The following is a 25,023-nucleotide window of genomic DNA, read 5'->3' as shown; positions in this document are numbered from 1 at the left end:
CCTGCGGATTATTGTTTCCGGTGATCAGTTATCGATCTTGTCAATCTTCGACTGGATGTCAGCCAATTGCTTTTTCAATTCCATGATCTCGGCATCTTTTTCTGACAATTCTTCTTCTTGCGCGTCTTCATCGGGTTGTTCTCGATCATTTTGGCCGATGCTCAACGCCTTTTCAAACACGCCAGCAAGCGGGCTAGCCTTTAGGGCATTTTCGACCGCTTCTTGAAATTGTTTTTGATTTTTTACGGCCATCTGGCCCAAGGGGTTTTTATTGAGGGCCCCCTCCACTGCGTCCTGAAACTGCTTTTGGTTTTTGCGAAAATTATCCATCGACGCTTCGAGATAGGATGGCATCAACGATTGCATGCTGTTGCCGTACATCGATATCAATTGCCGAAGAAAATTCACCGGCAGCATTTGTTTGCCGCTGCTTTCCTCGTCGACAATGATCTGGGTCAACACATTATGCGTAATATCGTCGCCGCTTTTCGCATCCACAACGACGAAATCTTCGTCATTGCGGGTCATTTCCGCAAGAAAATCGAGCGTTATATAATTGGACGTTTCGGTATTATAAAGACGACGATTGGCGTATTTTTTTATAATTATCGGACCATCCTGAACCGTTTTTTTCGACTTGGCCATATAAGCTCCCGATGCTTTGAAATACCGAAGGTTAGCAAGGCTATCTAACCGACAAATATATACATGTTGCACAAGCACTAAACTTATTTGTGCATTGCCGCAACTTTTGTAGTTTTCAGGGATTTTTGCGCAGCATTTTTACTTTGTGCAACTGCGTCAGGGCGCTACCATTGTCCCTTAGATCCAATAGCGCGCAACTCTATTGCCGATGCCGGTAATCAATTCATATTGCGAAAGGCCCGATTGGGCAGATGCTGTCCGAAGATCAAATTCGCAATCCAGCCAGTCGCCTTCATTGATATCCGGCGCTGTCGTCAGATCAACGGCGATCAAATCCATCGAAACTCGCCCAAGCACTGGCAATTCAGAGCCTTCATTCAGGAAGATGCCGCTATTGGAAAAGCCACGCAAATAGCCATCGGCATAGCCCATAGCCAATATCCCGATATCATGCGCGCGATCGGCGGTATATTGCGCATTATAGCCGACCTTATCGCCGGGACGCAGCGACCGCACTTGAATGATCTCGGCCTGCGGTATCACGATCTGTCTGATACAGCCTTCCAATTCCGGACGTTGTATGCCGCCATAGAGAGATAAGCCCGGACGGGTGACATCGAAGTGGAAATCGGAACCCAGTGCGATTCCAGCACTATTGGCTAGGCTTGTCCGTTTTCTGGGAACGATTTCCAGAGCGGCTTTGAACTGGGTGAGTTGATCATCATTCTGCGGTACATCTTCATCGGCTGAAGCGAGGTGGCTCATGGCCATATCAATTTCAATGTCCTCAAAAAGGCCGCTGCTTAGATCCTCAACATTTATACCCAGTCGGTTCATGCCGCTATTGATCATGACATCGCAGGGCCTGCCCGAAGACTTCCAGCGGTTGAGCTGCTCCAGACTATTAATCACCGGTTTCGCTGGAGATTGAAGCGCAAATGGCATGTCCTGCTCGCGGATCCCGTTGAGCACGGACACACTTACTCCCGCGGGCGTCAGACCCTCAATTTCTTGAGCTTCCTGCCAATTGGCAACAAAAAAGTCGGTGCATCCTGCCGTCACCAATTTGCGGACAACATCCCGGACACCCAGACCATAAGCATCGGCTTTGACCGCCGCCCCGGCTTTCGCTTTACCCGAAAGACTGTTCAGACTGTTCCAGTTCGCCACCAGGGCGTCGGAATCGAGTCTAACCCTCGCGGTCGGCGGTACGATCTGTTTGGTGTCCTGCATCGATTGATCGATAGGATGATTAGGGCGCTTCGTCGAGAGCCGCCTCGGGATCATTGGGGATACCCCACCAGGCAACGATGACCCCGAATGCTACGACCACCCATGTGTACCAAAGGCCGGCATAGATATCACCGGATCGCGCGACGATATATCCGGCGATCAGAGGCAGGAACCCGCCGAGATAACCGGCACCGATATGATAAGGTATCGACATCGAGCTGTAGCGGATTTTGGCAGGAAACATCTCTGACAACAGCGCTGCAACCGAACCGTAGGTCAAGGCACTCAAAACACCCAGTACCAGCAGAATTGCGACAATCCCCAATATGCTCATCATACCCGGCTGTTGTTTCGCAAAATCATAACCATAGGCCGTCAACGAAGCGCGAACGCCGCTGCTACGAGCGTCACCGTCGGTCAGCCAAGCCGGGTCGATCGCGATCGGATTATCGCCAGCGCTCAGGCTTAATGCGCTGCCGTCGGTCAGCGTGTAGGAAACACCTGCAGAGGTAAGCGTCTCCAAAATTTTCCCGCAATCGCTCTGCTCTCTGCTGAACAGTTCGGCAAAAGGATCGGTGCTACAGGCGCTACCTTCCACCCGCACGGGGTTGGCTTTGGCGGCTTCCGTCAATCCCGGATTGGCGAGCTGCCCCAATCCCCAAAAGGCGGGGAACAACAGCAGCAAGGTTAGCAGCGCACCGATAATGATCGGTTTCTTGCGCCCCACCTTGTCCGACCATTTGCCGACCACGAGATAGAAGGACATGGCAATCAGGCCGGAGACAAATAATATGATATCCACAGTCCCGGCTTCCATGTTCATCGGACCGCGCAAGAACGACATGCCGGAGAAAAAGGCGGTGTACCAGATCGTCGTCAAGACGCCGGTTATACCGAACAGGGCCACAAAAATGCGTTTCTTGTTCCCAGGATAGGTAAAGCTCTCCACAAACGGATTGCCTGCCGTTTCGCCTGCTTCTTTCATCGCTTGGAAGACGGGGCTTTCATTGAGTTTCAGCCGCATCCAAAGCGAAATGGCGAGCAGCGCGATGGAAAGCAGAAACGGTATCCGCCAGCCCCAGTCGTTAAAGGCCTGTTCCGGAATCAGGAAGCGGCAGGCCAGAATAACGCCGATCGACAGGACGAAGCCGCCCGCCACGCTCGCCTGAATATAGCTTGTATAATACCCGCGTTTTTCGGTTGGCGCATGTTCCGCAACATAAATTGCTGCGCCGCCATATTCGCCGCCTAGCGCCAATCCCTGTAATATTCGCAGGAAGATGACGATCAGGGGAGCCGCAAGACCGATGGTCGCTGCGCTTGGGATAAGCCCTACCCCTGCCGTCGCAATCCCCATCAAGGTCACCGTGACAAGGAATGTATATTTTCGTCCCAGCTTATCGCCAAGAAAACCGAAGAGAATGGCTCCGACAGGACGGAAACCAAAGCCAATGGCAAAGGTCGCCCAAACCATCAATATTTCCAGCGTCGGGTTCCCGCTCGGGAAAAAGGTGGGCCCAATGATATAGAATAAGGTGCCGTAGATGAAAAAATCATACCATTCGAAAATGGTGCCTGCGGAAGATGCCGCTATGACCAGACGGATTTCTTTTTGTGTTGGTTCGCGTTGTCCTGCGATAGCGGCTTCACTGGCCATATCTTGCCCTCCCCAAGGCTGTTCTTATTCGAGCTCGAGTATCACGGCATCAACGGCAAGGCTGTCGCCCTGCGCAGCTTCCACCGATTTCACCACGCCATTTTTCTCGGCGCGAAGGATGTTTTCCATCTTCATCGCTTCAACAACCGCCAAAGGCTGACCTTCGACGACCGCATCGCCTTCGCCAACATGCAGTGCGACCAACAGGCCGGGCATCGGGCAGAGCAAGAATTTCGACAGATCTGGCGGGATTTTTTCGATCATATGCACGGCATGTTCGGCAATATGTGCTGGCAATATCCGCAATTTATGCGTCGCCCCGTGGCTGTTCAGCGCAAAACCATCCGCAGTCTTGGCGATTTTCACGGAAAGCGGCTTGCCTGCTACTTCGGCAAGGATCAAACTATCACCCGGCGTATATTCGGTCGACAAATCAACGGTAACGCCATCGACGGTGATCTCTTCTTCAGAAATCGACACGGCCATGATTTTCTCGCCGATTTTGACCTGCCATTCCGAAGGCGGATCAAGTCTTTTGCCCAGTTGATTGTCGACACGGCGTGCGCGATCGGCGTGGGCGGTGGCTGCAAAGGCACCAATGGCACCCAGATTACCCAACAACTCGTCGGATGCTGGCGCGCCCTGAAAGCCGTCAGGATATTCCTCGGCGATGAAATTGGTTGTGATATTGCCTTCGCGGAAACGCTCATGCTGCATCAAGGCTGACAGGAAATCGATATTATGGCCGGGGCCTTGCAACTCGAAACGGTTGAGCGCATCGATCTGGCGATCAATCGCTTCAATGCGCGTTTCGCCATAGGTGATCAGCTTGGCAATCATCGGATCGTAGAAGATGGAAACTTCGCCGCCTTCGGCTACACCATCATCCACCCGGATGCCTTCTTCGGCCTCCGGCGGGCGATATTTAACCAAGCGTCCCGTAGATGGCAGGAAACCGCGATACGGGTCTTCCGCATAGACGCGGTTTTCGACCGCCCAGCCCGTCAGTGTGACCTCGTCCTGCGTCAATGGCAGCTTTTCGCCATAAGCGACGCGGATCATCTGTTCGACCAGATCCAGCCCGGTGATATATTCGGTAACGGGATGTTCGACCTGCAGACGGGTGTTCATTTCCAAAAAATAGAAGCTTTTGTCGGCCCCGACGATCAGTTCGACCGTACCGGCGCTATGATAGTCCACAGCCTGCGATAGCGCGACAGCCTGCTCGCCCATTTTCTTGCGCATCTCCGGGTCGACGAAAGGCGATGGCGCTTCTTCAACAACCTTCTGGTGGCGCCGCTGGATCGAACATTCCCGCTCGCCGAGATAGATGACATTCCCGTGCTTGTCGCCGAGCACCTGGATTTCAATGTGGCGCGGCTGTTCGATGAATTTCTCGATAAACACGCGATCATCGCCAAAGCTGGCAAGGCCTTCGCGCTTGGTCGCTTCAAAGCCTTCACGGACATCATTTTCATTCCACGCGAGACGCATGCCTTTGCCGCCGCCGCCTGCGCTGGCCTTCATCATCACCGGATAGCCGATTTCACTCGAAATCTTCACCGCATGTTCGGTGTCGTCTATCTCGCCAATATGCCCTGGAACAACGCTGACCCCCGCCTTTTCGGCCAGTTTCTTGGATTCGATTTTGTCGCCCATCGCTGCAATCGCGTTCGGCGGCGGCCCGATAAAGGCAATGTCATTATCCGCCAGCTGTTCGGGAAAGCTGGTGCGTTCGGACAGAAAACCATAGCCGGGATGCACGGCTTCCGCGCCGGTTTCTTTACAAGCCGCAATGATCTTGTCGGCGATCAGATAAGATTCTGCTGCCGGAGAAGGCCCAATATGGACGGCTTCATCCGCCATTTTAACATGAGGACTGCGCGCATCCGCGTCGGAATAGACGGCAACCGTCTTGATACCCATTTTCTGGGCAGTGCGAATGACCCGGCAAGCGATTTCGCCGCGGTTTGCGATTAGTATTTTTTTGAACATTAGTTTGGCTCAATCATGTTTTGAAGTTGATCGGTTCTTTGCGCGGTCAGCTCTGCCTTGCAATGGTTATGGATTAATGGACGAATAGAGCCGCCGCGATAGGCGTCCGAGGCCGCCTCGCAATGACTGTCGCGATAAGAAAGCCAAGCACGCTGCGCTTCTAGCAGTTTCTGAAAATAGCCACCTTCGGTGCCATTTGCTTTTGCCGCTTCATCATTCCGCTTTTTATGTGCTGAAACCTTGCGCCACTGTTCATTCAAGGCCTCGTCGGCCGCTTCAAACTCCTGACGGGAGCAGAAGTTCATATCCAACTGCGTCAACGGAGCGTTGCAATCGACTTGCGGTTGAATCAGAAACAATAGCGGAAGTACAATCACTCAGCCGCCTCCAGAATGTCGTCGCGCTGCTCGGCTTCCATGGGAACAAGGCCCAGTTTTGCGAATAATGTCTCGTCCGCGTCATCACCCGCATTGCCAGTCGTCAGCAATTTGTCGCCGGTGAAGATGCTATTAGCACCAGCGAGGAAGCACAGAGCCTGCGTGCTTTCGCTCATGCTTTCACGGCCTGCTGACAGCCGGACCATCGATGCAGGCATGGTGATACGCGCGACCGCAATCGTGCGGACAAACTCAATATCGTCGATCTTCGCGAGCGGCGTGTCGGCGAGCATGTCGCCCAGAACCGTACCCTTGACCGGGACCAGCGCATTGACGGGCACGCTTTCCGGATGTTTCGGGAGGGTCGCCAAGGCATGGACAAAGCCGACCCGGTCTTCGCGAGTCTCACCCATGCCGACGATGCCGCCGGAACAGACGTTAATGCCGCTGTTCCGGACATTCTCGAGTGTTTCGAGCCGGTCATCAAAGGTCCGTGTGGTAATCACCTTCTCATAATGTTCCGGTGAAGTGTCGATATTATGATTGTAGTAATCGAGGCCCGCGTCGGACAGCATTGCGGACTGTTCCTTGGTCAACATGCCCAAGGTCATACAGGTTTCCATGCCCATCTGCCGGACGCCTTTGATCATCTCGATGATCGCCGGCATGTCGCGGTCTTTCGGGTTCCGCCATGCCGCGCCCATGCAGAAGCGGGAAGAGCCACGGTCTTTCGCCTGCGCTGCATTTTGCAGCACCGTACGGACGTCGAGCAGCTTTTCCGCCTTCAACCCGGATTTTGCGCCAGCAGACTGGTTGCAATAGCCGCAGTCTTCCGGGCAGCCGCCGGTCTTGATCGACAGCAAGGTCGAAAGTTGGACCTCGCCGGGTTTGTGATGTTCGCGGTGCACAGTGGCCGCTTGAAATACGAGCGCGTCAAACGGCAGGTCAAATAGCGCGGCAATCTCGTCGCGCGACCAGTCCTGACGAACCTCGGCTATTTCGGATGGTAATTCTTCGTTCATTCGGCAGCTTCCTCTTCGGGTGGCATATTATGCCCCAGCAATCTCAATATGTCCGCGGCACATTCCACAATATTGCTGCCCGGTCCATAGATTCCGACGACACCGCTTTTCCGCAGGAATTCATAGTCCTGAGGCGGGATGACACCACCGGCAAAAATCTTGATATCGCTGCGTCCGGATTCTTTCAGAAGGTTGATCAACTCGGGGATCAAAGTCTTATGTCCGGCCGCCAGACTGGATGCGCCCACGGCATCGACATTTTCCGACAAAGCAAGATCGCGGGTTTCGCCCGGTGTCTGGAACAACGGCCCGGAAATCACATCAAAGCCCATGTCGGTAAAGGCGCTGGAGACGACATTGGCACCACGATCATGGCCGTCCTGCCCCATTTTTGCGACCAATATCTTCGGCTTGCGACCCAATCTCTGGGACACCGCATCAACACCATCAATGACCATCGCATAGCGCGCATCGCCTTCATAGGCTGCGCCATAAATGCCTTTGACCGGAGTCGGCAGCGTCTCATAACGGCCAAAGACCGCTTCCATGGCATCGGAAATCTCTCCGAGCGAAGCCCGTTTGCGGGCTGCATCAACGGCGAGGGCCAAGACATTACCATCGGAACGGGCACCATCAGTCAACGCCTTGAGCGCCGCCTGACAAGCCACCTCGTCACGCGCGGCTCGCATTTTTTCAAGACCCGCAATCTGTCCCTGACGAACCCGATCATTATCGACTTCCAGCGTTTCCAACTGTTCTTCGTCTTCCAACTGATATTTATTCACGCCGACAATCACGGCATCGCCTTTGTCGACAGCAGCTTGACGACCAGCGGCTGCTTCCTCGATCATCGCTTTCGGCCAGCCATCGGCCACTGCTTTGGCCATGCCGCCTTCGGCACCGACGCGTTCGATAATCTCCCAGGCTTTTTCGACCAGTTCGTCGGTCAATGCCTCAACATAATAGCTGCCCCCCAGGGGATCGACGACCTTGGTGATGCCAGCCTCTTCCTGCAGCACGATCTGGGTATTCCGGGCGATCCGCGCGGAAAAGTCGCTCGGCAGCGCAATGGCTTCATCCAGCGCATTGGTATGCAGCGACTGCGTGCCGCCCAGAGTTGCCGCCATGGCTTCAATGGTCGTCCGGATCACATTGTTATACGGATCCTGCTCGGTCAGCGAAACACCGGATGTCTGGCAGTGGGTCCGCAACATCTTTGACCGTTCGGATTGTGCGCCGAGATCGGTCATTACACGATGCCACAAGGTCCGCGCAGCGCGGAGTTTCGCAACTTCCATGAAGAAGTTCATACCGATTCCGAAGAAAAAGCTTAAACGTCCTGCAAAAGCGTCAATATCTAGACCAGTTGCCATGGCTTGCTTGGCATATTCCCGACCGTCGGCAATGGTGAAAGCCAGTTCCTGCACCGCCGTCGCTCCGGCTTCATGCATGTGATAGCCGGAGATCGAAATGCTGTTGAACTTCGGCATATGTTCCGACGTATAGCCGATGATGTCCGAAATGATCCGCATCGAAGGGGCTGGCGGGTAGATATAGGTGTTCCGCACCATGAATTCTTTGAGGATATCATTCTGAATCGTACCGGCGAGCTTATCTTGAGAAACCCCCTGCTCCTCCGCCGCGATGATGTAGAATGCCAGACAGGGAATAACCGCCCCGTTCATCGTCATCGAAACGGACATTTTGTCGAGCGGGATTTGATCGAAGAGAATTTTCATATCCTCAACGCTGTCGATCGCTACGCCAGCCTTACCGACATCGCCGACAACGCGGGGATGGTCGCTGTCATAACCCCGGTGCGTCGCGAGATCGAAAGCCACGGAAAGACCCTTTTGCCCAGCAGCCAGATTGCGGCGATAAAAGGCATTGGATTCTTCTGCGGTCGAGAAACCTGCATATTGCCGAATGGTCCAAGGACGGCCGGCATACATGGAAGCCTTGACCCCACGGGTGAACGGACCAAAGCCTGGCAGCCCCGGATCAATCCCTTTTCCGTCGGCGTCATCCGCAGTATAAAGCGGCTTAACGGCAATGCCTTCCGGGGTGTTCCATGTCAGATCACGGCCTTTAACTTCCTTGTTGGCCAGCTCTTCCCAGTCATTTACGGTCGGTTTCTCAGTCATATCAGTCCCAAAATTCGTCGTGCCAAAGCAACTTTGGCAACATTAGGCATTTCTCGTGTGCGTGAAACGCCATCCGCAACAAACGTCCGGATGGCGATCACAATGGCTTATTCGCCCTTAAACTCGGCTTTCCGCTTCTGCAGAAACGAAATGGCGCCTTCGCGGGCATCCTTACTGTCACCGGCGATCCGCTGGCCTTCCGCTTCGCGAACCAGTGCAGAGGCATAATCGCTTTCCAGGGCAGCAGCCAAATTCTGGCGCATCACACCCAGAGCCACGGTAGGACCGCCCGCCAGTCGTTTTGCCAGCGCGCCCGCTTCATCCATCAACGCCGCATCTTCAACGCATTTGTAGACCAAGCCCCAATCGGCCGCTTTCTCGCCGGGAATTTTCTCGCCAAGCAGCATCATTTCCGTTGCCCGCGCCTTGCCGACAAGCCGGGTTAGCATCCATGAGGCTCCGCCATCAGGCACAAGACCGATATTGACAAAGGCTTGCAGAAAATAGGCTGATTTCCCGGCAATCGCGAAATCACTGGCCAAGGCGATCGAGCAACCGACGCCGGCTGCGGGGCCGTTTACTGCGGTGATCGTCGGAATGTTCAGCTTGGCAAGTTTCAGCATCAATGGGTTATAATGCTGGTTCAACGCAGCATAGCTGCCCTGCCCGCCGGTTGTGGCGCTATCGCTTTTCGCCTGAAGATCGGCACCGGCGCAAAAAGCGCGGCCTTCGCCGGTAATGACCAAAGCCCGAGCATCTCCCAGAACGTCCAGCGCATTGTAGATATCATCCGCCATCGGCAGTGAACAGGCGTTGAGGCGTTCCGGCTTGTTGAGCGTGATGGTGGCCACCTGATCGGTGATATCCAATTTGATGTTCTCGAATTCCATATCCTGTCCCTTTGAATGATCCGTCACCCTGAACCTGTTTCAGAACCCTATGAGATTCCAGAATAAACGCAGGATGGCGAGTATGTGGTTAGTGCCCTTTTGGCGTTTCCATAATTTCGGTTAGCATCCCGCCCATGTCCTTGGGATGCACAAAAAAGATAAGCGTGCCATGCGCGCCGATACGCGGTTCGCCTAACACCCGCTTTCCTAAAGCTTCAAATTCAGCTTTGGCCGCTTGGATATCTGGCACTTCGAAACAAATATGATGTTGTCCGCCCAAGGGATTCTTAGCCAGAAAGCTTCGAATTGGGCTATCTTCACCCAAGGGCTCGATCAATTCTATCTGCGTGCCGTTTGTTGGCCCCTCCGCTGGCGTATCAACGAAACAGACTTTTACGCCCTGAGCCGGTAGATCAAATGGCTCACAAATTGATGTCGCACCCATGACATCGCGCCAATGGGCGATGCTGTCGGTCAGCGATGGCGTGACAACGCCGATGTGGTTCAAGCGACCTAGTTTCAATGGGCTTCTCCATGAGGAATGACTTTGTGGACCAATGGAGCGATGATCGCCCCGATGACGACGCCAAACAGGCCGGATAGAATCGCGAACGATATGCCGCTGGCTATTTGCCGGGCTGTCTCTGGGAACAGGCCGACCAAAGGATGTGAGATCACATCGATGAGATGTTCTGGGCCATGCCAACCTACAGCAGCAATATTATGGACCAGCAATCCGCCGCCGACCCATGCCATGGCCAAAGTACCAACGATGGATAGCGTCGTAAGCAGTTTCGGCATGAAGGACACCAAGCCCCTGCCAAAAGCGGCGATGAAACCTTCATTTTCAGTGGCAAGATGCAGCCCCACATCATCCATTTTCACGATAAGAGCCACGGTGCCATAAACGGCGACGGTAATGACAATGCCGATAAGCGCCAAAATGATTCCCTGCTGCCACCAGACTTGATCGGTTACTTCCGACAAGGCGATCGCCATAATCTCTGCAGACAGGATCAGATCGGTGCGGATGGCGCCGGACACCATTTCCTCTTCGCGGCCATGTCCTTCGACAATGGCGGGTTCGTCATGTTTGGTGCTCTCGTCTACGTGCAGCCATTCCAGCACCTTCTCCGCGGCCTCATAGCAAAGGAAAAGTCCGCCGCAGATCAGGATGATGGGGATCAAAAACGGTGCAAACTGCCCCAGCAGAACCGCTGCGGGAAGCAGAAAGATCAGCTTGTTCTTGAACGACCCTTTGGCGATTTTCCATATCATCGGCAGTTCGCGCGATGGATGGAATCCCGTCACATATTGCGGCGTGACCGCGGCATCGTCGATAACCACGCCCGCCGATTTGGTTCCGGCGCGTGCGGCAGCGGCGCCAATATCGTCAAGTGAGGTCGCCGCGACTTTCGCAATGGCTGCGACGTCGTCGAGGAGGGCTACTAATCCTGTTGGCATATATTATATCTTCTCATCGGTGTCAGAAACGGACGGCTTGAATATTCCTGATAGATATTTCGTTATCCAAACTAATTGTATCATAGCCATGAGGCCGGCTGCTCCGAAAAAAAATCCAAAAAAAACTCTTAAGAGCCAGAACAGAGTTGGCCAGTTCTGTTTTCCAATTTCATACCAGAAAAATTGAATGCTCCCCGTTTCATTAGCTGTTTCAAGCCAATTAAACCCAAACCATGCCACAGCTCCCAATACTACCATCAACGATATCGAGATGACAAAACCCGTCAAAAGCTCCCTAGTTTCGGTCCTCACAATGGAATATTATCATGCTTCTTCCACGGGTTCTCCAACTGCTTATTCCGCAGTTTCCGTAACCCCAGAGCCACCCGGCGCCGCGTCGAATGCGGCAGAATCACCTCATCCACGAAACCCTTTTGGGCCGCGATAAACGGATTGGCGAAGCGCGCCTCATATTCCGCTGTATGCTCTGCAATCTCTTCCGGGCTCTTACCACGGAAGATGATTTCGACCGCGCCTTTCGCGCCCATCACCGCGATTTCCGCGGTTGGCCACGCATAGTTGAGGTCACCACGAAGATGTTTCGACGCCATCACGTCATAGGCCCCGCCATAAGCTTTGCGGGTAATGATGGTGATTTTCGGCACGGTCGCCTCGGCATAAGCAAAGAGCAGCTTTGCACCATGCTTGATAATGCCGTCATGCTCCTGACTGGTACCAGGCAAGAATCCGGGAACATCGACCAAGGTCACAATCGGAATATTGAACGCATCACAATAGCGGACGAAGCGCGCGGCTTTCTTGGATGCATTGATATCTAGGCAACCAGCCAGAACCATCGGTTGGTTCGCGACCACGCCCACGGTAGCCCCTTCCATCCGGCCAAAGCCGCAGATGATATTGGCAGCATGAGTCGGCTGGACTTCAAAGAAATCACCTTCGTCGACCATCTTGCGGATGACTTCATGCATATCATAAGGCTGATTGGCATTGTCCGGGATCAACGTGTCGAGGCTTTCTTCAAGCCGATCCCATGGATCAGCGGTCGGCCGTTCCGGTACTTCTTCCCGGTTAGACAGCGGCATGAAATCGATAAAATCACGGGCAGCCAGCAAGGCTTCAATATCATTGTCATAAGCGACATCGGCAACGCTGGTCTTGGTCGTATGCGTGACCGCTCCGCCCAGTTCTTCCTGTGTCACAATCTCGTTGGTCACCGTTTTGACCACATCGGGGCCGGTAACAAACATATAGCTGCTGTCCTTCACCATGAAGATGAAGTCGGTCATGGCTGGCGAATAGACGGCACCGCCGGCACAAGGCCCCATGATCAGGCTGAGCTGCGGCACAACACCGCTGGCCAGAACGTTGCGCTGGAATACGTCGGCATAGCCGCCCAGAGACGCCACGCCTTCCTGAATACGCGCGCCGCCGCTGTCATTGATGCCAATCACCGGAGCGCCGACCTTCATGGCGTTCTCTAGAACCTTGCAGATTTTCTCCGCGTGGCGTTCCGACAGAGATCCACCGAAAACCGTAAAATCCTGGGAGAAGACAAAGACCAAGCGGCCGTTAATCGTGCCCGAACCGGTGACCACACCGTCGCCTGCAATTTTGGTCTCTTCCATGCCGAAATCGACGCAATTATGTTCAACATACATATCGATTTCTTCGAACGAATCTTCGTCGAGCAGAATATCAATGCGTTCGCGGGCAGTAAGTTTGCCCTTGGCATGCTGGCTATCAATGCGCTTCTGCCCGCCACCGAGCATGGCTTCCGCGCGTTTGGCTTCCAATTGTGCGATTATGTCTGACATTCAACCCCCGGCTGTGAATCACTTTGTTCCAGAAGCCCTAGTCAATGCACAACCGGTTAGGCAATCCTCAATAGTAATTAAACAGTCGATTAAACTTCAGCTTTAACGGCAGCTACCGTAGCGTCACCCTATTTGAACAATACCAGTTCTTCGGCCATGCTGGGATGGATGGCGACAACGTCATCAAGAACCTTCTTGGGCATTTTCCCGACAATGGCGACCGCTGCGCCTTGCAGGATTTCCGCACTTTCCGGACCGATCATGTGGAGACCGATTACCGTTTCATCCGGTCCTCGCGTGATCATCTTGTACAAGGCGCGCTCTTCGCGGCCTGAGACGACATTCTTCATCGGCTTAAAATCACTGCGATAAATTTTGATATCCTCGCCAAATTTTGCACGAGCTTCGTCTTCGGTCATCCCAACCGAAGCAATGGGCGGGCTAGAGAATACGGCGGATGGGATATTGTCATAGGAAATGGTCCGGGGATTGCCGCCAAAGACGCTATCGGCAAAGGCATGGCCTTCCCGGATCGCCACCGGGGTCAACTGAACCCGGTTGGTCACATCGCCAACCGCATAGATGCTCTCCACGCTCGACCTATTGTCGTCCCCGACCGAGACGGCGCCCGCCTGATCGAGTGCCACACCGGCCTCTTCGAGACCGAGATTCGCGCTATTGGGCACCCTGCCCGTTGCGACCATGATCACATCAGCATTTTGCGGTGGGCCGCCATCTCTAAAATGGACGGTTACGGTCCCGTCATCATTTTTCTCGATCTTCTCCAAGGGAGCGTTGAGTCGATAAGCTATGCCCTTGGCTTCGCTGATCTCTTGCAACCGACCGACAATTTCCTGGTCATATGGGCGCAATATCTTCTCGGAACGGTTGGCTACGATCACATTACTGCCAAAAGCGTGGAAGATTCCGGCAAATTCGTTCGCAATATAGCCACCGCCGACGATGATGATATTTTCCGGTTTTTTCTCGAGATGGAATATCTCGTTGGAGGTCAATGCATGCTCTTCACCCGGACATCCCGCTGGCGCCGGCCAGCCTCCGGTAGCGATCAGGATATATTTCGCGCTGACGGTTTTTCCGTCCGCCAGTTTGACCGCATTGGGCCCCGCGACAACCGCTCGCTGCTCGATAATTTCAACACCAACATTGCCGAGATTTACGGAATATAATCCTTCCAGCCGGTCAACATCCGCTTGCACAATATCGCGCAGCCGGGGCCAATCAAATGCGGCGCCCTCGACGTCCCAACCGAAGCGATGGGCTTCGTGCAAATCCTCTGCAAAATGCGAACCATAGACCAGCATCTTCTTCGGAACGCACCCGCGAATAACACAGGTGCCGCCCATCCGAAATTCTTCGGCAATCGCTACTTTTGCACCGTGTGTAGCCGATATCCGTGCTGCCCTGACACCGCCGGAACCGCCACCGATAACGAACAGGTCATAATCATATTCAGCCATTATATTTCCTTGCTATTCGGCGCCAAAGGCCCGCTTTTTCAGTTCTTCGGTGGAAGCATCCAATCGGTTACCATCATCATCGGCCAGCTTGTTGGCCATTTGCTTCCCGAGTTCCACGCCAAATTGATCGAACGGATTGATGTTCAACAAAACGGCATTCACAAAAGTTCGATGTTCGTAAAATGCCAGCAGCGCACCCAATGAAGATGCTTCCATCTCTTCCAGTAATATGGTGACCGACGGTCTGTCACCCGGATAGTTTCGATGACTGTCATCGGATTTTTTGCCCGCCATTAAAGCGGCGCCCTGGGCGAAACAATTGAGCAACAATCCATTGTGATGGGCCGGGCTGAGAGAGTCGCCCGGTTCGACAACGGCGAGAAACTCGACCGGGACCAAATGGCTTCCCTGATGGAGCAACTGGAACACGGCATGTTGTGCGTCGGTACCCACGCCGCCCCAGACAATCGGGCTGGATTGCAGGGAAAGCGCCTCCCCTTCGAGGGTGACCGATTTCCCATTACTCTCCATTTCGAGTTGCTGGAGATAGTCAGGAAGTAACCCCAAACGCTCGTCATAAGCGAAGACAGCGCGGGTATCGCATCCGCGAACTTGCGTATAATATTGATCAGCGAAAGCCGCGAGCACCGGAATATTTTTATCCCAAGAGGCTTCCTGGAAATGGCGGTCCATCGCCGCAGCACCGGCCAATAGATCTTCAAAAACATCATAGCCTAGTGCCAAGGCGACGCTGAAACCAATGGAAGACCATAGGGAATAACGACCACCAACTGTCTCAGAAAAGGGTAAGATTCGGGTTTCGTCCACACCCCATTCAACGGCTTGTTCCGGATCAGCAGTCAAAGCCACAACTTGCCCCAACGGGTCAGTGATTCCCTGCTCCCGCATCCAGTCCAACACGGACTGAGCGTTCAGCAAGGTTTCGGCGGTGGTGAATGTTTTTGATGCAACAACAAGCAAAGTCTTTTCGGCGGTAAAGCGTTCTAGAACCGGTTCAAGAGCGGCGCCGTCGATATTGGACACCACAGCAAGTTCATATTTCTCATCGCCCAGTTTCAGTGCCTGATGCAGCATTTTTGGCCCCAGCGCCGAGCCTCCGATGCCCAGATGGATGATCTGCGTAAACTCACCCAAAGCAGCTGCTTCAATAGCGCCAATCAGGCTCCTCATCCGCTGGTGAAGAGCATGAGCATTATCAACACTTGTGGGATTTCCGGTACCCCGTTCGGCTCCATGTTCAGCCGCCCGGCCTTCGCTTACATTCACAGGCTCGCCAGCGAATAGTGCATTGACCTTTGTCGACAACTGCGCATCATCCGCCAGCTTTTGGAAGGCATCCATTGCGCGTTTGTCGAGATGCGTTTTGGAAAAATCAAAATAGAGCCCAGACTGTTCCAATCCGAGATTTCCAACCCGATCGCTATCTTCAGCAAAAAGATGTTCTAACGAAGCTTGTGGAAGCGCCTTGATGGTTTGCCAATGGTCTGAAGTCATCCAATTGCCCGATCTCTAGATTTGAAATTGCGTTCATCCGTTAACCTGCCCTGCCCTATCCGCCGGATAGGCCTGTCTCAAGTTGAAAATCACCCTCAAGAACAGAACGCAAGAAATCTTGACGCCATCGACAATGTCGGCGAAGGGGCGCCATGACGCGCCATAAAGCAAAACGATCGGAAACGTGGGATTTCACCGCGTTCATTCTAAAACTTGCACTGTTCATTGTAATATTGCGCAGTTTTATAGTCTCCCCATTCAATATCCCCTCGGAGTCTATGCAGCCCCGTCTCGTCGTTGGAGATTTTCTGCTCGTCGCAAAATGGCCCTACGGATTTTCCAAATATAGCCTGCCCTTCAACATATCTCTCATACCAGGCCGTATATTACCCCAATCGCCGAAACCTGGGGATGTCGTTGTTTTCAAAGCACCACCCAGTGCCCGCGATGACTATATCAAACGGGTCATAGCCTTGTCAGGCGACATGGTTCAGGTCACCAACGGCTTGATTTCGATAAACGGTGTCGCCGTCAAACGAGAGAAAATTGAAGATTTTACGCATCCGGTAACACCGAATAGCCCCTGCTTCCGCGATGAGTTTGAAGCGAATGGCGGAAATGGCAAGCTGATTTGCCGCTATCCCCAGTTTCAGGAAACCCTCCCGAATGGAGCAAGCTATCGCATTCTCGATATTTACGAAAATTCGGAAGGTGATAATACGGAAACCTTCATGGTTCCGGACGGTCATATGTTTCTGATGGGCGATAATCGAGATCGTAGCGCGGATAGTCGCTTTCCTGCCATAGAAGGGCAATCTATCGGTATGGTCCCCGAAGAAAATCTGGTAGGACGAGCATTGGTTTCCGTTTTTTCGACCGATGGTTCGGCGGAATGGATCAAGCCTTGGACGTGGTTTTCAGCCGCGCGCTGGGACCGTATTGGAGAAGGATTTTGAGTCGCTCAGCTTTTACCGACTGGATCGTTGAGATCACCGGCAAGAAGCCCTTAACTCCAAACCTTTACACTCGGGCTGCCACCCATGGAAGCCATGGTGACAAAGATTATCAGCGGCTGGAATTTTTGGGTGACCGGGTTTTAGGGTTAGTCATCGCAGATCATCTTTATCGCGAGTTTCCCAAGGAACCCGAAGGCCAACTATCGCAACGCCTCAATGGCCTTGTTTCGGGCCATGTTTGCGGCCAAGTCGCGAAAGATATCGGCGTCGGCGACCATATTCTACTGGGGAAACAGGCGCGCGATGATGGTGCCCGACAAAGCATGAAGGTTCTGGGCGATGTCATGGAATCCTTGATCGGAGCCGTTTATCTCGATCATGGCATGGACGCGGCCCGCAGTTTCATTCTTCTCCATTGGAAAAGCCGGATCACCCAACCGGTTGATGACATTCGGCACCCCAAGTCCGCGCTGCAAGAATGGGCCGCATCGAACAATCGGAAAGTGCCGGAATATGAACTGATCGAGAAAAGCGGTCCGCATCATGATTTGAAATTTACCGTCCGAGTGAGCGTTAACAAGATTGGCGAAGTTCAAGCCACGGCCTCCGCCATTCAGGCAGCCGAGACTGAGGCTGCTAAGAAATTTCTGGAAAAATTCACATGACAAAAAAATGTGGCGTAGTGGCTCTGATTGGCGCACCGAATGCCGGTAAATCGACCTTGATCAACGCATTGGTTGGGCAAAAGGTCGCAATCACCAGTGCCAAACCGCAAACCACTCGGACTAAATTGCTAGGGATCGCAATCGAGGCCGATACGCAGTTATTGTTGGTCGATACCCCGGGTATATTCGAACCGCATCGCCGCCTAGATCGCGCAATGGTTTCCGCGGCATGGGAAGGTGCTGAAGATGCTGATATCATTGTACTTCTGGTTGATGCACGGGCTGGACTTGGCGAAAAAGTGACATCGATCGTCGAACGTATCAAACACCGGTCCGAAAAAACCATTCTTGTCATGAACAAAGTCGATATTGCAGCAAAAGACAAAATGCTCGGTCATGTCGTTAAACTACACGCGCTCGCCGAGTTTGATGAAACATTCTTCGTTAGCGCGAAGACTGGCGATGGACTGGAGGAGCTAAGGTCCTATCTCGTCGAGGCGATGCCCGAAGGCGCTTGGCATTTTCCCGCTGATCAGGTCTCAGATGCTAGCGAACGGGTTCTAGCAGCCGAAATCACGCGTGAGCAGGTTTTCCGGCAACTTCACGCCGAACTGCCATATGCGATCGCGATCGCGATGGAGCAATATCAGGAACGTCCAGATGGGTCGCTCGAGATACACCAACAAATACTTGTCGAGAAAGCCAGCCAGAAGGCCATCATCCTTGGCAAAGGTGGTCATCAGATAAAAGATATTGGCGCTAAGGCACGTGCGGAATTGTCTGAAATATTAGGGAAAACCGTGCATTTATATCTTCACGTCAAGGTCAGCGCCAACTGGGATGAGGATCGCAGCGTCTATCAAGATATGGGACTAGAGTGGGTCAAATAGCTCAAGGCATTTGCCTCTAGGAGGCAAATGCTGTCTAACATTGATAGAATTAGATGGTTCACCATCAATAAAGTAATTAGTGCTAGAAATAGCTATGGACGAGTCCAAAGAAACCAAGGCACCTGATCAGCCTTCTCAGCGAGAAACCTTATTGCAAAGGAGACTAGCGCGGAGTGAGGCTGCACGTAAAGAAGCCGAACATCTGCTCGATACAAAAAGCCGCTCTCTTGCATCCGCTGAAGAAATGCTCCGGCAGAAAGAAGCCGCCCTCTTAGAGCAAGTTAACCGCCAAACACTGTCGCTGGTCAGTGCGCAAACACTCGCTAATGTCGCGACTTTCCACGGAGACGAAGATAAACGTTTCATCGGTTCCGAGAATTTTGCTGACGTTGTCGGCTCCAAAACGCCGGTCACCAGTTTTGAACAATTTGCAAAAATGGTTCATCCCGACGACCAAAATGCGGCGATGGTAATCCTGTTGGACGCGGATCGCGGAGAACTGATCGGTAAAAATATTAGACGAGATTTCCGGTTTTGCGATGATTATGGAAATATTCGTTGGTTAAGATGGTCGGTCACCCAGGAACGTTCAGCTGATGGAGTTCAGTTTTTTGGCTATGGAGCCGTCCGAAACATTACCGAAGAGCGGGAGGCTGAGAGGCAAGAGCAAGAGTTGCTGAAACTCACCGAACGCAGGGCAAGCGAACTCCAAGCTCTCACCGAAGATCTGAAGGCCGCCAGAGAGAAAGCTGTAGCAGCCGATAAATCCAAATCGCGATTCTTGGCCATGATGAGCCATGACATTCGCACACCTATGAATGCCATTCTCGCTACGCTCGAATTGTTGAGTATTTCGGACCTGGAACCCAAGCAGCAGAAACAGGTCGAACTGGCAAGAAACAGCAGCGATCAGCTGCTTTTTTTACTCGCGGATATTATCGAATATGCGCGAACAGATGGCTGGCAATTTGACCTAAAAATGGAAGAAATAAATCTTCCCAAATTTGTGGAGGGGGCTGCGGACACTTGGCGCCCTCTGGCACGCAAAAAGCTCCTCGATATCACGGTAGATATTGCAACGGATTGTCCGGCGTTCATTCTAACTGATGCCACACGGACGCGCCAAATAATCGATAATTTTGTAAGCAATGCAGTCAAATATACCAGCAATGGACAAATTGACGTTTCGATCGAAATGTCGAGCAAAGCAGAAAAATCATATTTTAAGCTATGTGTTTCGGACACCGGTCAAGGCATTGCGCCTGACTTTCTGGATCGTTTGTTCGAGGATTTTGATCGCGGTGACGCGGATAATAGCGAGATCGAAGGCACTGGACTTGGCCTCTCGATATGCAAACGGATTGCCGAGGCAATGGGCGGCGATATCGGCGTTGAAAGCGAAGTGGACAAAGGTAGCAAGTTTTGGTTCTCTATCCCGGTAACCATTAGCGATGGTTCCCAAGTTGCGGACAAAGAAGCGGCAGTTACTCTCCCGAAGAAACTATTGGTCGACGGGCGTCCTCCGAAAATCTTGGTTGCCGAAGATGTCGAAGCCAATCAAATCGTGATAGCCTCGATGTTGGAGACAATGGGTTGCGAAATTATAATCGTGAATGATGGTTCAAAAGTACTGCCCGCATTGGAGAACGAACGTTTCGACGGCATTTTGATGGACGTCTGGATGCCAACAAACGGGATGACAACAACACGCGAGATTCGATCGATAAAGGCTCATGCAAAAATCCCCATTTATGGAGTGACAGCCTTTGCCGGCGATGATGAACGTTCTGCAGTTCTAGCATCAGGAATGGATGGCGTTATATCCAAGCCAATCAACCTTGCCGGCCTTCACTATGCCATTGGCCAAATTTGCGGACTTGGGGAACAATTGCCACCTCCGGGTTCGGGGAATAGTGACACGATCCCAGACTTCGGTGAGGTGGACGTCATCAATATCGAGAAGTTCCAAGAACAGGTGCTCTCGGTACCCGAAGCGAGGCGCGAGGCGTTGACCGAAGCAGTGGTCGCGGACATTGAAACTTGGCACGACAAATTCGGAAGTTCCTGGAAGACGAAAGATGAAAAAGGTGTGGCGAGTGCCCACCATGCTTTGCGCGGGATTTGCAATGGTTTCGGCGCTTATTCTCTTTTGGAAAAAATTGATTCCGTTCATCAAAATGGCAAAATTGGTGATGCTAGTGAACTATTGCCTATCCAAGATATTTTGGAATTCACGATAAGTGCCATTCGCCGGCTGAGATAAGGGGAAAGCCGGCGAATGGCTAGGAGCAGGTGCCCGGAGCTTAATAGGCACCCCTTCCGGTAAGAACAGCAGGAACGGTCTGGGTGATTAGTTTTAGGTCTTTGAGCAGAGACTTGCTCGTTAGATAATCTAGATCCATATCGACTTGCTTCGCAAACGGGATATCCGCCCTACCCGAAACCTGCCAAATACATGTCAATCCTGGCTTGCCACGTAGTCTGCCACGCTCTTTGTCAGCGTAAGATAGCACTTCATTTGGTAGAGCTGGACGCGGACCTACGATCGACATCTCACCAGAGATAATGTTCAAAATCTGAGGGAGTTCATCCAGCGACAACCGACGGATAAATTTCCCAACATATGTTACGCGTGGGTCTTTCTTCATTTTGAAGCATACCGAATCTCGTTCGTTCTGCTCTGAAAGACCAGCCTTTCTCGCTTCTGCGTCTTTATACATGGAACGAAACTTCCATATTTTGAACGGTTTACCATCGGCGCCGATCCGGGTTTGTCGGAAGAAAGGCGAACCTCGATCCTCCATGGTGATAAACAGGCAAATTGCAGCTGCCAAAGGTCCAAGAACTACCAACGCGAGCAAAGCTATAGATAGATCTAAGCTACGTTTTGATGCAGCAGCATAACGTTCTGCATGCCCGCGAGCGACGAAAGCATGGGCGACGGCATGGCCAATGAAACGGAGGTTACCCCATATATAGCGCTTTGCTAAGCGCCGGGGTTCCATGGCCAACCGCCAGCCCCATTCCAAACCCATATCGCGCAATATCTGGGGAGCACGAGCGATACTGTTGGAATAATAGTCAAACAGTCCACCAACACCCATGATAACGGGTACGGTCAACTGATTGCGATATTTGGCAATCCATTTTTCCTGCATAGGGACACCCATGCCAACCATCAGGATTGATGCGCCCGAATTGTTGATAATATCAATGACCTGCTCATCTGATATATCTGAAAAATATCCGTTTTGAGTTCCTGCGAAACGCAGCCCTGGAAATCTTTTGCGCATATTATTGGCTGCAGCAGACGCGATACCAGGGCTACCGCCTAGGAGAAATATCGACTGCTGCGCGCGTGCTGCCGCTTTGCAAATATGAGGAAAAAGGTCCGTTCCGTTGAGGTTGCTAAGCTCGCCAGACCCCGCCAGCGTTCCGGCAAGGCGTAAGCCTGAACCATCGGGCAGTAGAACACCCGCTTCGTTCAGCGCCTCACGATACTGTTTATCCTTGTGCATAACGTTCACGCAGTGCGCGTTTACAAACTGGATGATATTGCGATCACCGTTAGATGCCGCATCAACAATCTGCGTTCCGACTTGATCCAACGAACCATTGGCTAGTGTGAGATCAAAAAGTGAAGTGGCGTTATCATCGTACAGCGACACCGCAAGTTCCGATATTGAGGAACGACCGATCAAGTGATGTGAGACTTGCCGAGCTTCACTTTCGGAAAAACTGGCAGCGGAATGATAAAGGCTCATGATGAAACTCCAAATTTGATTTGAAACCTACTGAGCATTTCCCGTGCCAGATTTCAGTAATCCTTAAATATCAATAGATTATTAGGTTAACGCTGGAACCGGCTCCAATACCGACAACGCAAAACGCTACTCTTTTTGCAAAATGCAATAGATCCCGCCCACTTTGCGAAAGGTTCAAGGTTCCAAAAAACGCAGTAACCAATGAATCAGGCTGAATTCCGGTGTTTTTGCAAACTGGCATGGCATTTGAACTGTGTATCCCGATCCAATTCGGGAACATATTTATGACTTTCACATTAGCAAAATTCAAAAGCTCTGATGCACGGCCTATAATCCGTGCATTGATGGCGTTTGGATCGGCCGAGATGGTGAACCGCATCGTTCGCATATTGGTTGTGGTCGTCATTGCACGACAACTGGTCCCGGAACTTGTCGGCGTTGCAGCTCTTACCCTCAGTCTATTTGAGCTGATCCGCGTCATCGCCAATATCGGCGTCGGTCAAAAAATTATCGTTGCTCCAGAAGCCTTGCTCGAACGCATATGCAATTCCGCCTATAAGATTTTTTGGAAATGGTGCACCGCAGTGGCGCTTATCCAGTTCTGTGTCGCAGGCATTCTTCATATGGGCTTTGATCAGCCCCTCGCTGCCAAAATGCTTGCCGCACTATGCGGTGTCTACTTCTTCATGCCCGGAGGGCTAGTCCAATGCTTCCGCCTGATGCGCGCAAAAAAGCTCCCAACGGTAGCAAAAATCGGCGCGTCTCAAACGATCGCTGATCACCTTATCACCGGCGTACTGGTTCTCGCATGGGCAAATCCCTGGGCTATTGTTCTGCCGAAACTGCTTACGGCCCCCCTTTGGTTAATCATGATGCGCAAGGCTGAGGACTGGTCGTTTGACCCGGCCAAGGGTTTTGTCAGTCGTACAGAAATATTGAGCTTTGGCGTTGCGATTTTGGCCACGGACATTCTTCTCGCTCTGAGAAATAATCTAGATAAGCTGATCATCAGCGGGTTTCTGGGCGTTACCGCTCTCGGCAGCTACTATTTCGCTTTTAATGCAGGGATCGGGATCATCGGAGCCTTGGCCACTGCCTTTGGTACCGTGATATATCCGTATCTCTGCAACCCGGGCGCTCAAACCCAACGGCAAGACGCCCTAAACTTCATTATCTGTATGGGACTGATTGTGTTTGGAGGCTTGTCCGCGGCACAGTTCATCCTCGCGCCTATATATGTTCCACTGATCTTCGGCGATCATTGGGCTCATGCTATTCCACTCATTCAAATTCTGTCTCTTGCAGGAATCCCTCTGGTCTTGGGTGCCATTACATCTGCCTTTCTTAGGGCCACTGACCGCGCGAACCTCGACGTCTGGATAGGCCTTACGGTCTGTGTCGCAACATTAAGCGCGATGTTCGCCGGTGCTCAACTCGGTCTGATCGAAGCCGCGATCGGATGGGTCAGCGGCACAACATCAATCATCATCCTTTTTCTAATCACAGTCACCACCGATTGGCGTTCTATTCGCCGGGAGAAACTATCATGAACAATCCACATTTTTCAGTCATTCTGCCTGTCTACAATGCGGAAAACCATCTGCCAGCCACGGTTCGCTCCGTGTTGGCCCAGTCCTTCCGTGATTTTGAACTCATCATGATTGATGATGGTTCGACCGATGATAGCCTGTCGATAATGATGGCTTTCGCTGCTGAAGATCAACGTATCAAGTTGGTGTCACAGGAGAATAAGGGCGTCTCTGCAGCGCGCAATCTTGGATTAGAGTTGGCCCGCGGCACGTTGGTAGCATTTATGGACTCCGACGATATGTGGACGGCTCACAAGCTGGCAATCCACAGTGTTTTTCACGATCGCCGAAGTGAAATTTCTGCAAGCTATGCAAAAATAGCATTTATCGGCAGCGAAGCTGCTGATGGTCACGACGCAAAGACACACTCGAAAATCAAGCGAGATCCGTTGACCGTTGATCAAGTCATCGCGGAAAACCCAACTTGCACAATGTCCAATGTTGTTGTGTCGAAAAAAGTGATTGATGCAGTGGGTAATTTCCTCCCCGACATGTCTTATGCAGAAGATCAGGAGTGGTTGGCACGCATCGCGAATGCTGGTCATCTCATTCAAGGGTTCGATGCCCAGCTTGTCGACTATCGACTAAGTCCAAAAGGTCTTTCGGTCGATTTGCCGGCTATGTACGCCGGCTGGCGGAGACTTGCCGCCAAATATGCGAATGGAAATGCTGTTCGATCTGCAGAAGCGATATTCTGTCGCTATCTCTCGCGGCGTGCCCTTCGGGCCGGCGCTCCAGCAAAAACAGCGCTGGCCTATGCGCTGAAAGGCATTCGATCAGATCGCTCGGCGTTTCTCGATGATCCAAAACGCGGTTGGTTGACCGTTCTGTCCGCCTTCGCAGCGCTCGCGATGCCACGTTTTGCTCGCATCAACCTGTTCGCCTAATTTTCAAAGATACA

Annotated in this window: 20 protein-coding genes; 6 read left to right on the top strand and 14 right to left on the bottom strand. The window is 52.3% G+C overall.

Translation table 11 applies throughout. The annotated features are described in order from the left end of the window. Positions 1–24: 24 nt before the first annotated feature. From phaR to pgi, 13 genes are all read right to left on the bottom strand, one after another. Positions 25–645 (bottom strand): polyhydroxyalkanoate synthesis repressor PhaR, encoded by a 621-nt coding sequence (phaR, locus tag ABJG22_RS10300; protein WP_348020139.1) that lies wholly within the window; start codon positions 643–645, stop codon positions 25–27. A 177-nt stretch (positions 646–822) separates the two neighbouring features. Next, positions 823–1,878 carry an alanine racemase gene (gene alr / locus ABJG22_RS10295; protein ID WP_348020138.1) on the bottom strand — a complete coding sequence of 352 codons (1,056 nt, stop codon included), beginning with the start codon at positions 1,876–1,878 and terminating at the stop codon, positions 823–825. Between the two features lie 19 nt (positions 1,879–1,897). Beyond that, positions 1,898–3,535 (bottom strand): MFS transporter, encoded by a 1,638-nt coding sequence (locus tag ABJG22_RS10290; RefSeq protein WP_348020137.1) that lies wholly within the window; start codon positions 3,533–3,535, stop codon positions 1,898–1,900. A gap of 24 nt (positions 3,536–3,559) precedes the next feature. Continuing rightward, positions 3,560–5,530 (bottom strand): acetyl/propionyl/methylcrotonyl-CoA carboxylase subunit alpha, encoded by a 1,971-nt coding sequence (locus ABJG22_RS10285; RefSeq protein WP_348020136.1) that lies wholly within the window; start codon positions 5,528–5,530, stop codon positions 3,560–3,562. Further along, on the bottom strand, positions 5,530–5,841 hold the full coding sequence (locus ABJG22_RS10280; protein ID WP_348020135.1) for a lysozyme inhibitor LprI family protein: 312 nt from the start codon (positions 5,839–5,841) through the stop codon (positions 5,530–5,532). Before ABJG22_RS10280 ends, ABJG22_RS10285 begins: the two co-directional genes overlap by 1 nt. Before the next feature lie 62 nt (positions 5,842–5,903). Beyond that, positions 5,904–6,929, bottom strand: coding sequence for a biotin synthase BioB (bioB, locus tag ABJG22_RS10275; RefSeq protein WP_348020134.1), 1,026 nt, complete (start codon positions 6,927–6,929; stop codon positions 5,904–5,906). Beyond that, entirely contained in the window at positions 6,926–9,073 is a 2,148-nt protein-coding gene (gene scpA / locus ABJG22_RS10270; protein ID WP_348020133.1) for a methylmalonyl-CoA mutase, read from the bottom strand. Before scpA ends, bioB begins: the two co-directional genes overlap by 4 nt. 107 nt (positions 9,074–9,180) lie before the next feature. Then, positions 9,181–9,963, bottom strand: coding sequence for an enoyl-CoA hydratase-related protein (locus tag ABJG22_RS10265; RefSeq protein ID WP_348020132.1), 783 nt, complete (start codon positions 9,961–9,963; stop codon positions 9,181–9,183). A gap of 88 nt (positions 9,964–10,051) precedes the next feature. Beyond that, complete coding sequence (mce, locus tag ABJG22_RS10260) at positions 10,052–10,486, bottom strand: methylmalonyl-CoA epimerase (protein ID WP_348020131.1); 435 nt, start codon at positions 10,484–10,486, stop codon at positions 10,052–10,054. After that, positions 10,483–11,427, bottom strand: coding sequence for a DUF808 domain-containing protein (locus tag ABJG22_RS10255; protein ID WP_348020130.1), 945 nt, complete (start codon positions 11,425–11,427; stop codon positions 10,483–10,485). Before ABJG22_RS10255 ends, mce begins: the two co-directional genes overlap by 4 nt. A gap of 308 nt (positions 11,428–11,735) precedes the next feature. Then, the gene (locus ABJG22_RS10250; RefSeq protein ID WP_348020129.1) at positions 11,736–13,262 is read right to left on the bottom strand and encodes an acyl-CoA carboxylase subunit beta; all 1,527 of its coding nucleotides are present in this window, start codon (positions 13,260–13,262) and stop codon (positions 11,736–11,738) included. A 128-nt stretch (positions 13,263–13,390) separates the two neighbouring features. After that, complete coding sequence (gene gorA / locus ABJG22_RS10245) at positions 13,391–14,743, bottom strand: glutathione-disulfide reductase (protein WP_348020128.1); 1,353 nt, start codon at positions 14,741–14,743, stop codon at positions 13,391–13,393. A gap of 12 nt (positions 14,744–14,755) precedes the next feature. Then, positions 14,756–16,258 carry a glucose-6-phosphate isomerase gene (pgi, locus tag ABJG22_RS10240; protein ID WP_348020127.1) on the bottom strand — a complete coding sequence of 501 codons (1,503 nt, stop codon included), beginning with the start codon at positions 16,256–16,258 and terminating at the stop codon, positions 14,756–14,758. A 152-nt stretch (positions 16,259–16,410) separates the two neighbouring features. On the opposite strand from pgi, the gene lepB reads away from it, so the two are divergent. The 4 genes from lepB (at position 16,411) to ABJG22_RS10220 (ending at position 21,032) form a co-directional block, all read left to right on the top strand. Next, complete coding sequence (gene lepB / locus ABJG22_RS10235; RefSeq protein ID WP_348020126.1) at positions 16,411–17,214, top strand: signal peptidase I; 804 nt, start codon at positions 16,411–16,413, stop codon at positions 17,212–17,214. Continuing rightward, a complete protein-coding gene (rnc, locus tag ABJG22_RS10230) occupies positions 17,211–17,879 on the top strand; it encodes a ribonuclease III (protein WP_348020125.1) in 669 nt (222 codons plus the stop codon). The genes lepB and rnc overlap by 4 nt, the downstream gene beginning before the upstream one ends. Next, positions 17,876–18,769 carry a GTPase Era gene (era, locus tag ABJG22_RS10225; protein ID WP_348020124.1) on the top strand — a complete coding sequence of 298 codons (894 nt, stop codon included), beginning with the start codon at positions 17,876–17,878 and terminating at the stop codon, positions 18,767–18,769. The genes rnc and era overlap by 4 nt, the downstream gene beginning before the upstream one ends. A gap of 94 nt (positions 18,770–18,863) precedes the next feature. Further along, positions 18,864–21,032 carry an ATP-binding protein gene (locus ABJG22_RS10220; RefSeq protein ID WP_348020123.1) on the top strand — a complete coding sequence of 723 codons (2,169 nt, stop codon included), beginning with the start codon at positions 18,864–18,866 and terminating at the stop codon, positions 21,030–21,032. A gap of 40 nt (positions 21,033–21,072) precedes the next feature. Here the strand turns inward: ABJG22_RS10220 and ABJG22_RS10215 are convergent, their stop codons facing one another. Next, the gene (locus ABJG22_RS10215; RefSeq protein ID WP_348020122.1) at positions 21,073–22,533 is read right to left on the bottom strand and encodes a WecB/TagA/CpsF family glycosyltransferase; all 1,461 of its coding nucleotides are present in this window, start codon (positions 22,531–22,533) and stop codon (positions 21,073–21,075) included. 284 nt (positions 22,534–22,817) lie between these two features. Here ABJG22_RS10215 and ABJG22_RS10210 point away from each other — a divergent pair, with 284 nt between their 5' ends. Further along, positions 22,818–24,083: an oligosaccharide flippase family protein gene (locus ABJG22_RS10210; protein ID WP_348020121.1), complete on the top strand. Its 1,266-nt coding sequence runs from the start codon at positions 22,818–22,820 to the stop codon at positions 24,081–24,083. Then, a complete protein-coding gene (locus tag ABJG22_RS10205; RefSeq protein WP_348020120.1) occupies positions 24,080–25,009 on the top strand; it encodes a glycosyltransferase in 930 nt (309 codons plus the stop codon). Before ABJG22_RS10210 ends, ABJG22_RS10205 begins: the two co-directional genes overlap by 4 nt. Positions 25,010–25,023 lie beyond the last annotated feature (14 nt).

It is taken from the genome of Parasphingorhabdus sp., from assembly GCF_039939955.1.
Taxonomy (GTDB): domain Bacteria; phylum Pseudomonadota; class Alphaproteobacteria; order Sphingomonadales; family Sphingomonadaceae; genus Parasphingorhabdus.
The sequence above is the reverse complement of the archived record's forward strand: the minus strand, read 5'-3'. Positions and strand labels throughout refer to the sequence as shown.

Coding starts and splice junctions, on each gene's coding strand:
- phaR (WP_348020139.1), bottom strand. CDS start 645: ATGGCCAAGTCGAAAAAAACGGTTCAGGATGGTCCGATAATTATAAAA.
- alr (WP_348020138.1), bottom strand. CDS start 1,878: ATGCAGGACACCAAACAGATCGTACCGCCGACCGCGAGGGTTAGACTC.
- ABJG22_RS10290 (WP_348020137.1), bottom strand. CDS start 3,535: ATGGCCAGTGAAGCCGCTATCGCAGGACAACGCGAACCAACACAAAAA.
- ABJG22_RS10285 (WP_348020136.1), bottom strand. CDS start 5,530: ATGTTCAAAAAAATACTAATCGCAAACCGCGGCGAAATCGCTTGCCGG.
- bioB (WP_348020134.1), bottom strand. CDS start 6,929: ATGAACGAAGAATTACCATCCGAAATAGCCGAGGTTCGTCAGGACTGG.
- scpA (WP_348020133.1), bottom strand. CDS start 9,073: ATGACTGAGAAACCGACCGTAAATGACTGGGAAGAGCTGGCCAACAAG.
- ABJG22_RS10265 (WP_348020132.1), bottom strand. CDS start 9,963: ATGGAATTCGAGAACATCAAATTGGATATCACCGATCAGGTGGCCACC.
- ABJG22_RS10255 (WP_348020130.1), bottom strand. CDS start 11,427: ATGCCAACAGGATTAGTAGCCCTCCTCGACGACGTCGCAGCCATTGCG.
- ABJG22_RS10250 (WP_348020129.1), bottom strand. CDS start 13,262: ATGTCAGACATAATCGCACAATTGGAAGCCAAACGCGCGGAAGCCATG.
- gorA (WP_348020128.1), bottom strand. CDS start 14,743: ATGGCTGAATATGATTATGACCTGTTCGTTATCGGTGGCGGTTCCGGC.
- pgi (WP_348020127.1), bottom strand. CDS start 16,258: ATGACTTCAGACCATTGGCAAACCATCAAGGCGCTTCCACAAGCTTCG.
- lepB (WP_348020126.1), top strand. CDS start 16,411: ATGACGCGCCATAAAGCAAAACGATCGGAAACGTGGGATTTCACCGCG.
- era (WP_348020124.1), top strand. CDS start 17,876: ATGACAAAAAAATGTGGCGTAGTGGCTCTGATTGGCGCACCGAATGCC.
- ABJG22_RS10220 (WP_348020123.1), top strand. CDS start 18,864: ATGGACGAGTCCAAAGAAACCAAGGCACCTGATCAGCCTTCTCAGCGA.
- ABJG22_RS10215 (WP_348020122.1), bottom strand. CDS start 22,533: ATGAGCCTTTATCATTCCGCTGCCAGTTTTTCCGAAAGTGAAGCTCGG.
- ABJG22_RS10210 (WP_348020121.1), top strand. CDS start 22,818: ATGACTTTCACATTAGCAAAATTCAAAAGCTCTGATGCACGGCCTATA.
- ABJG22_RS10205 (WP_348020120.1), top strand. CDS start 24,080: ATGAACAATCCACATTTTTCAGTCATTCTGCCTGTCTACAATGCGGAA.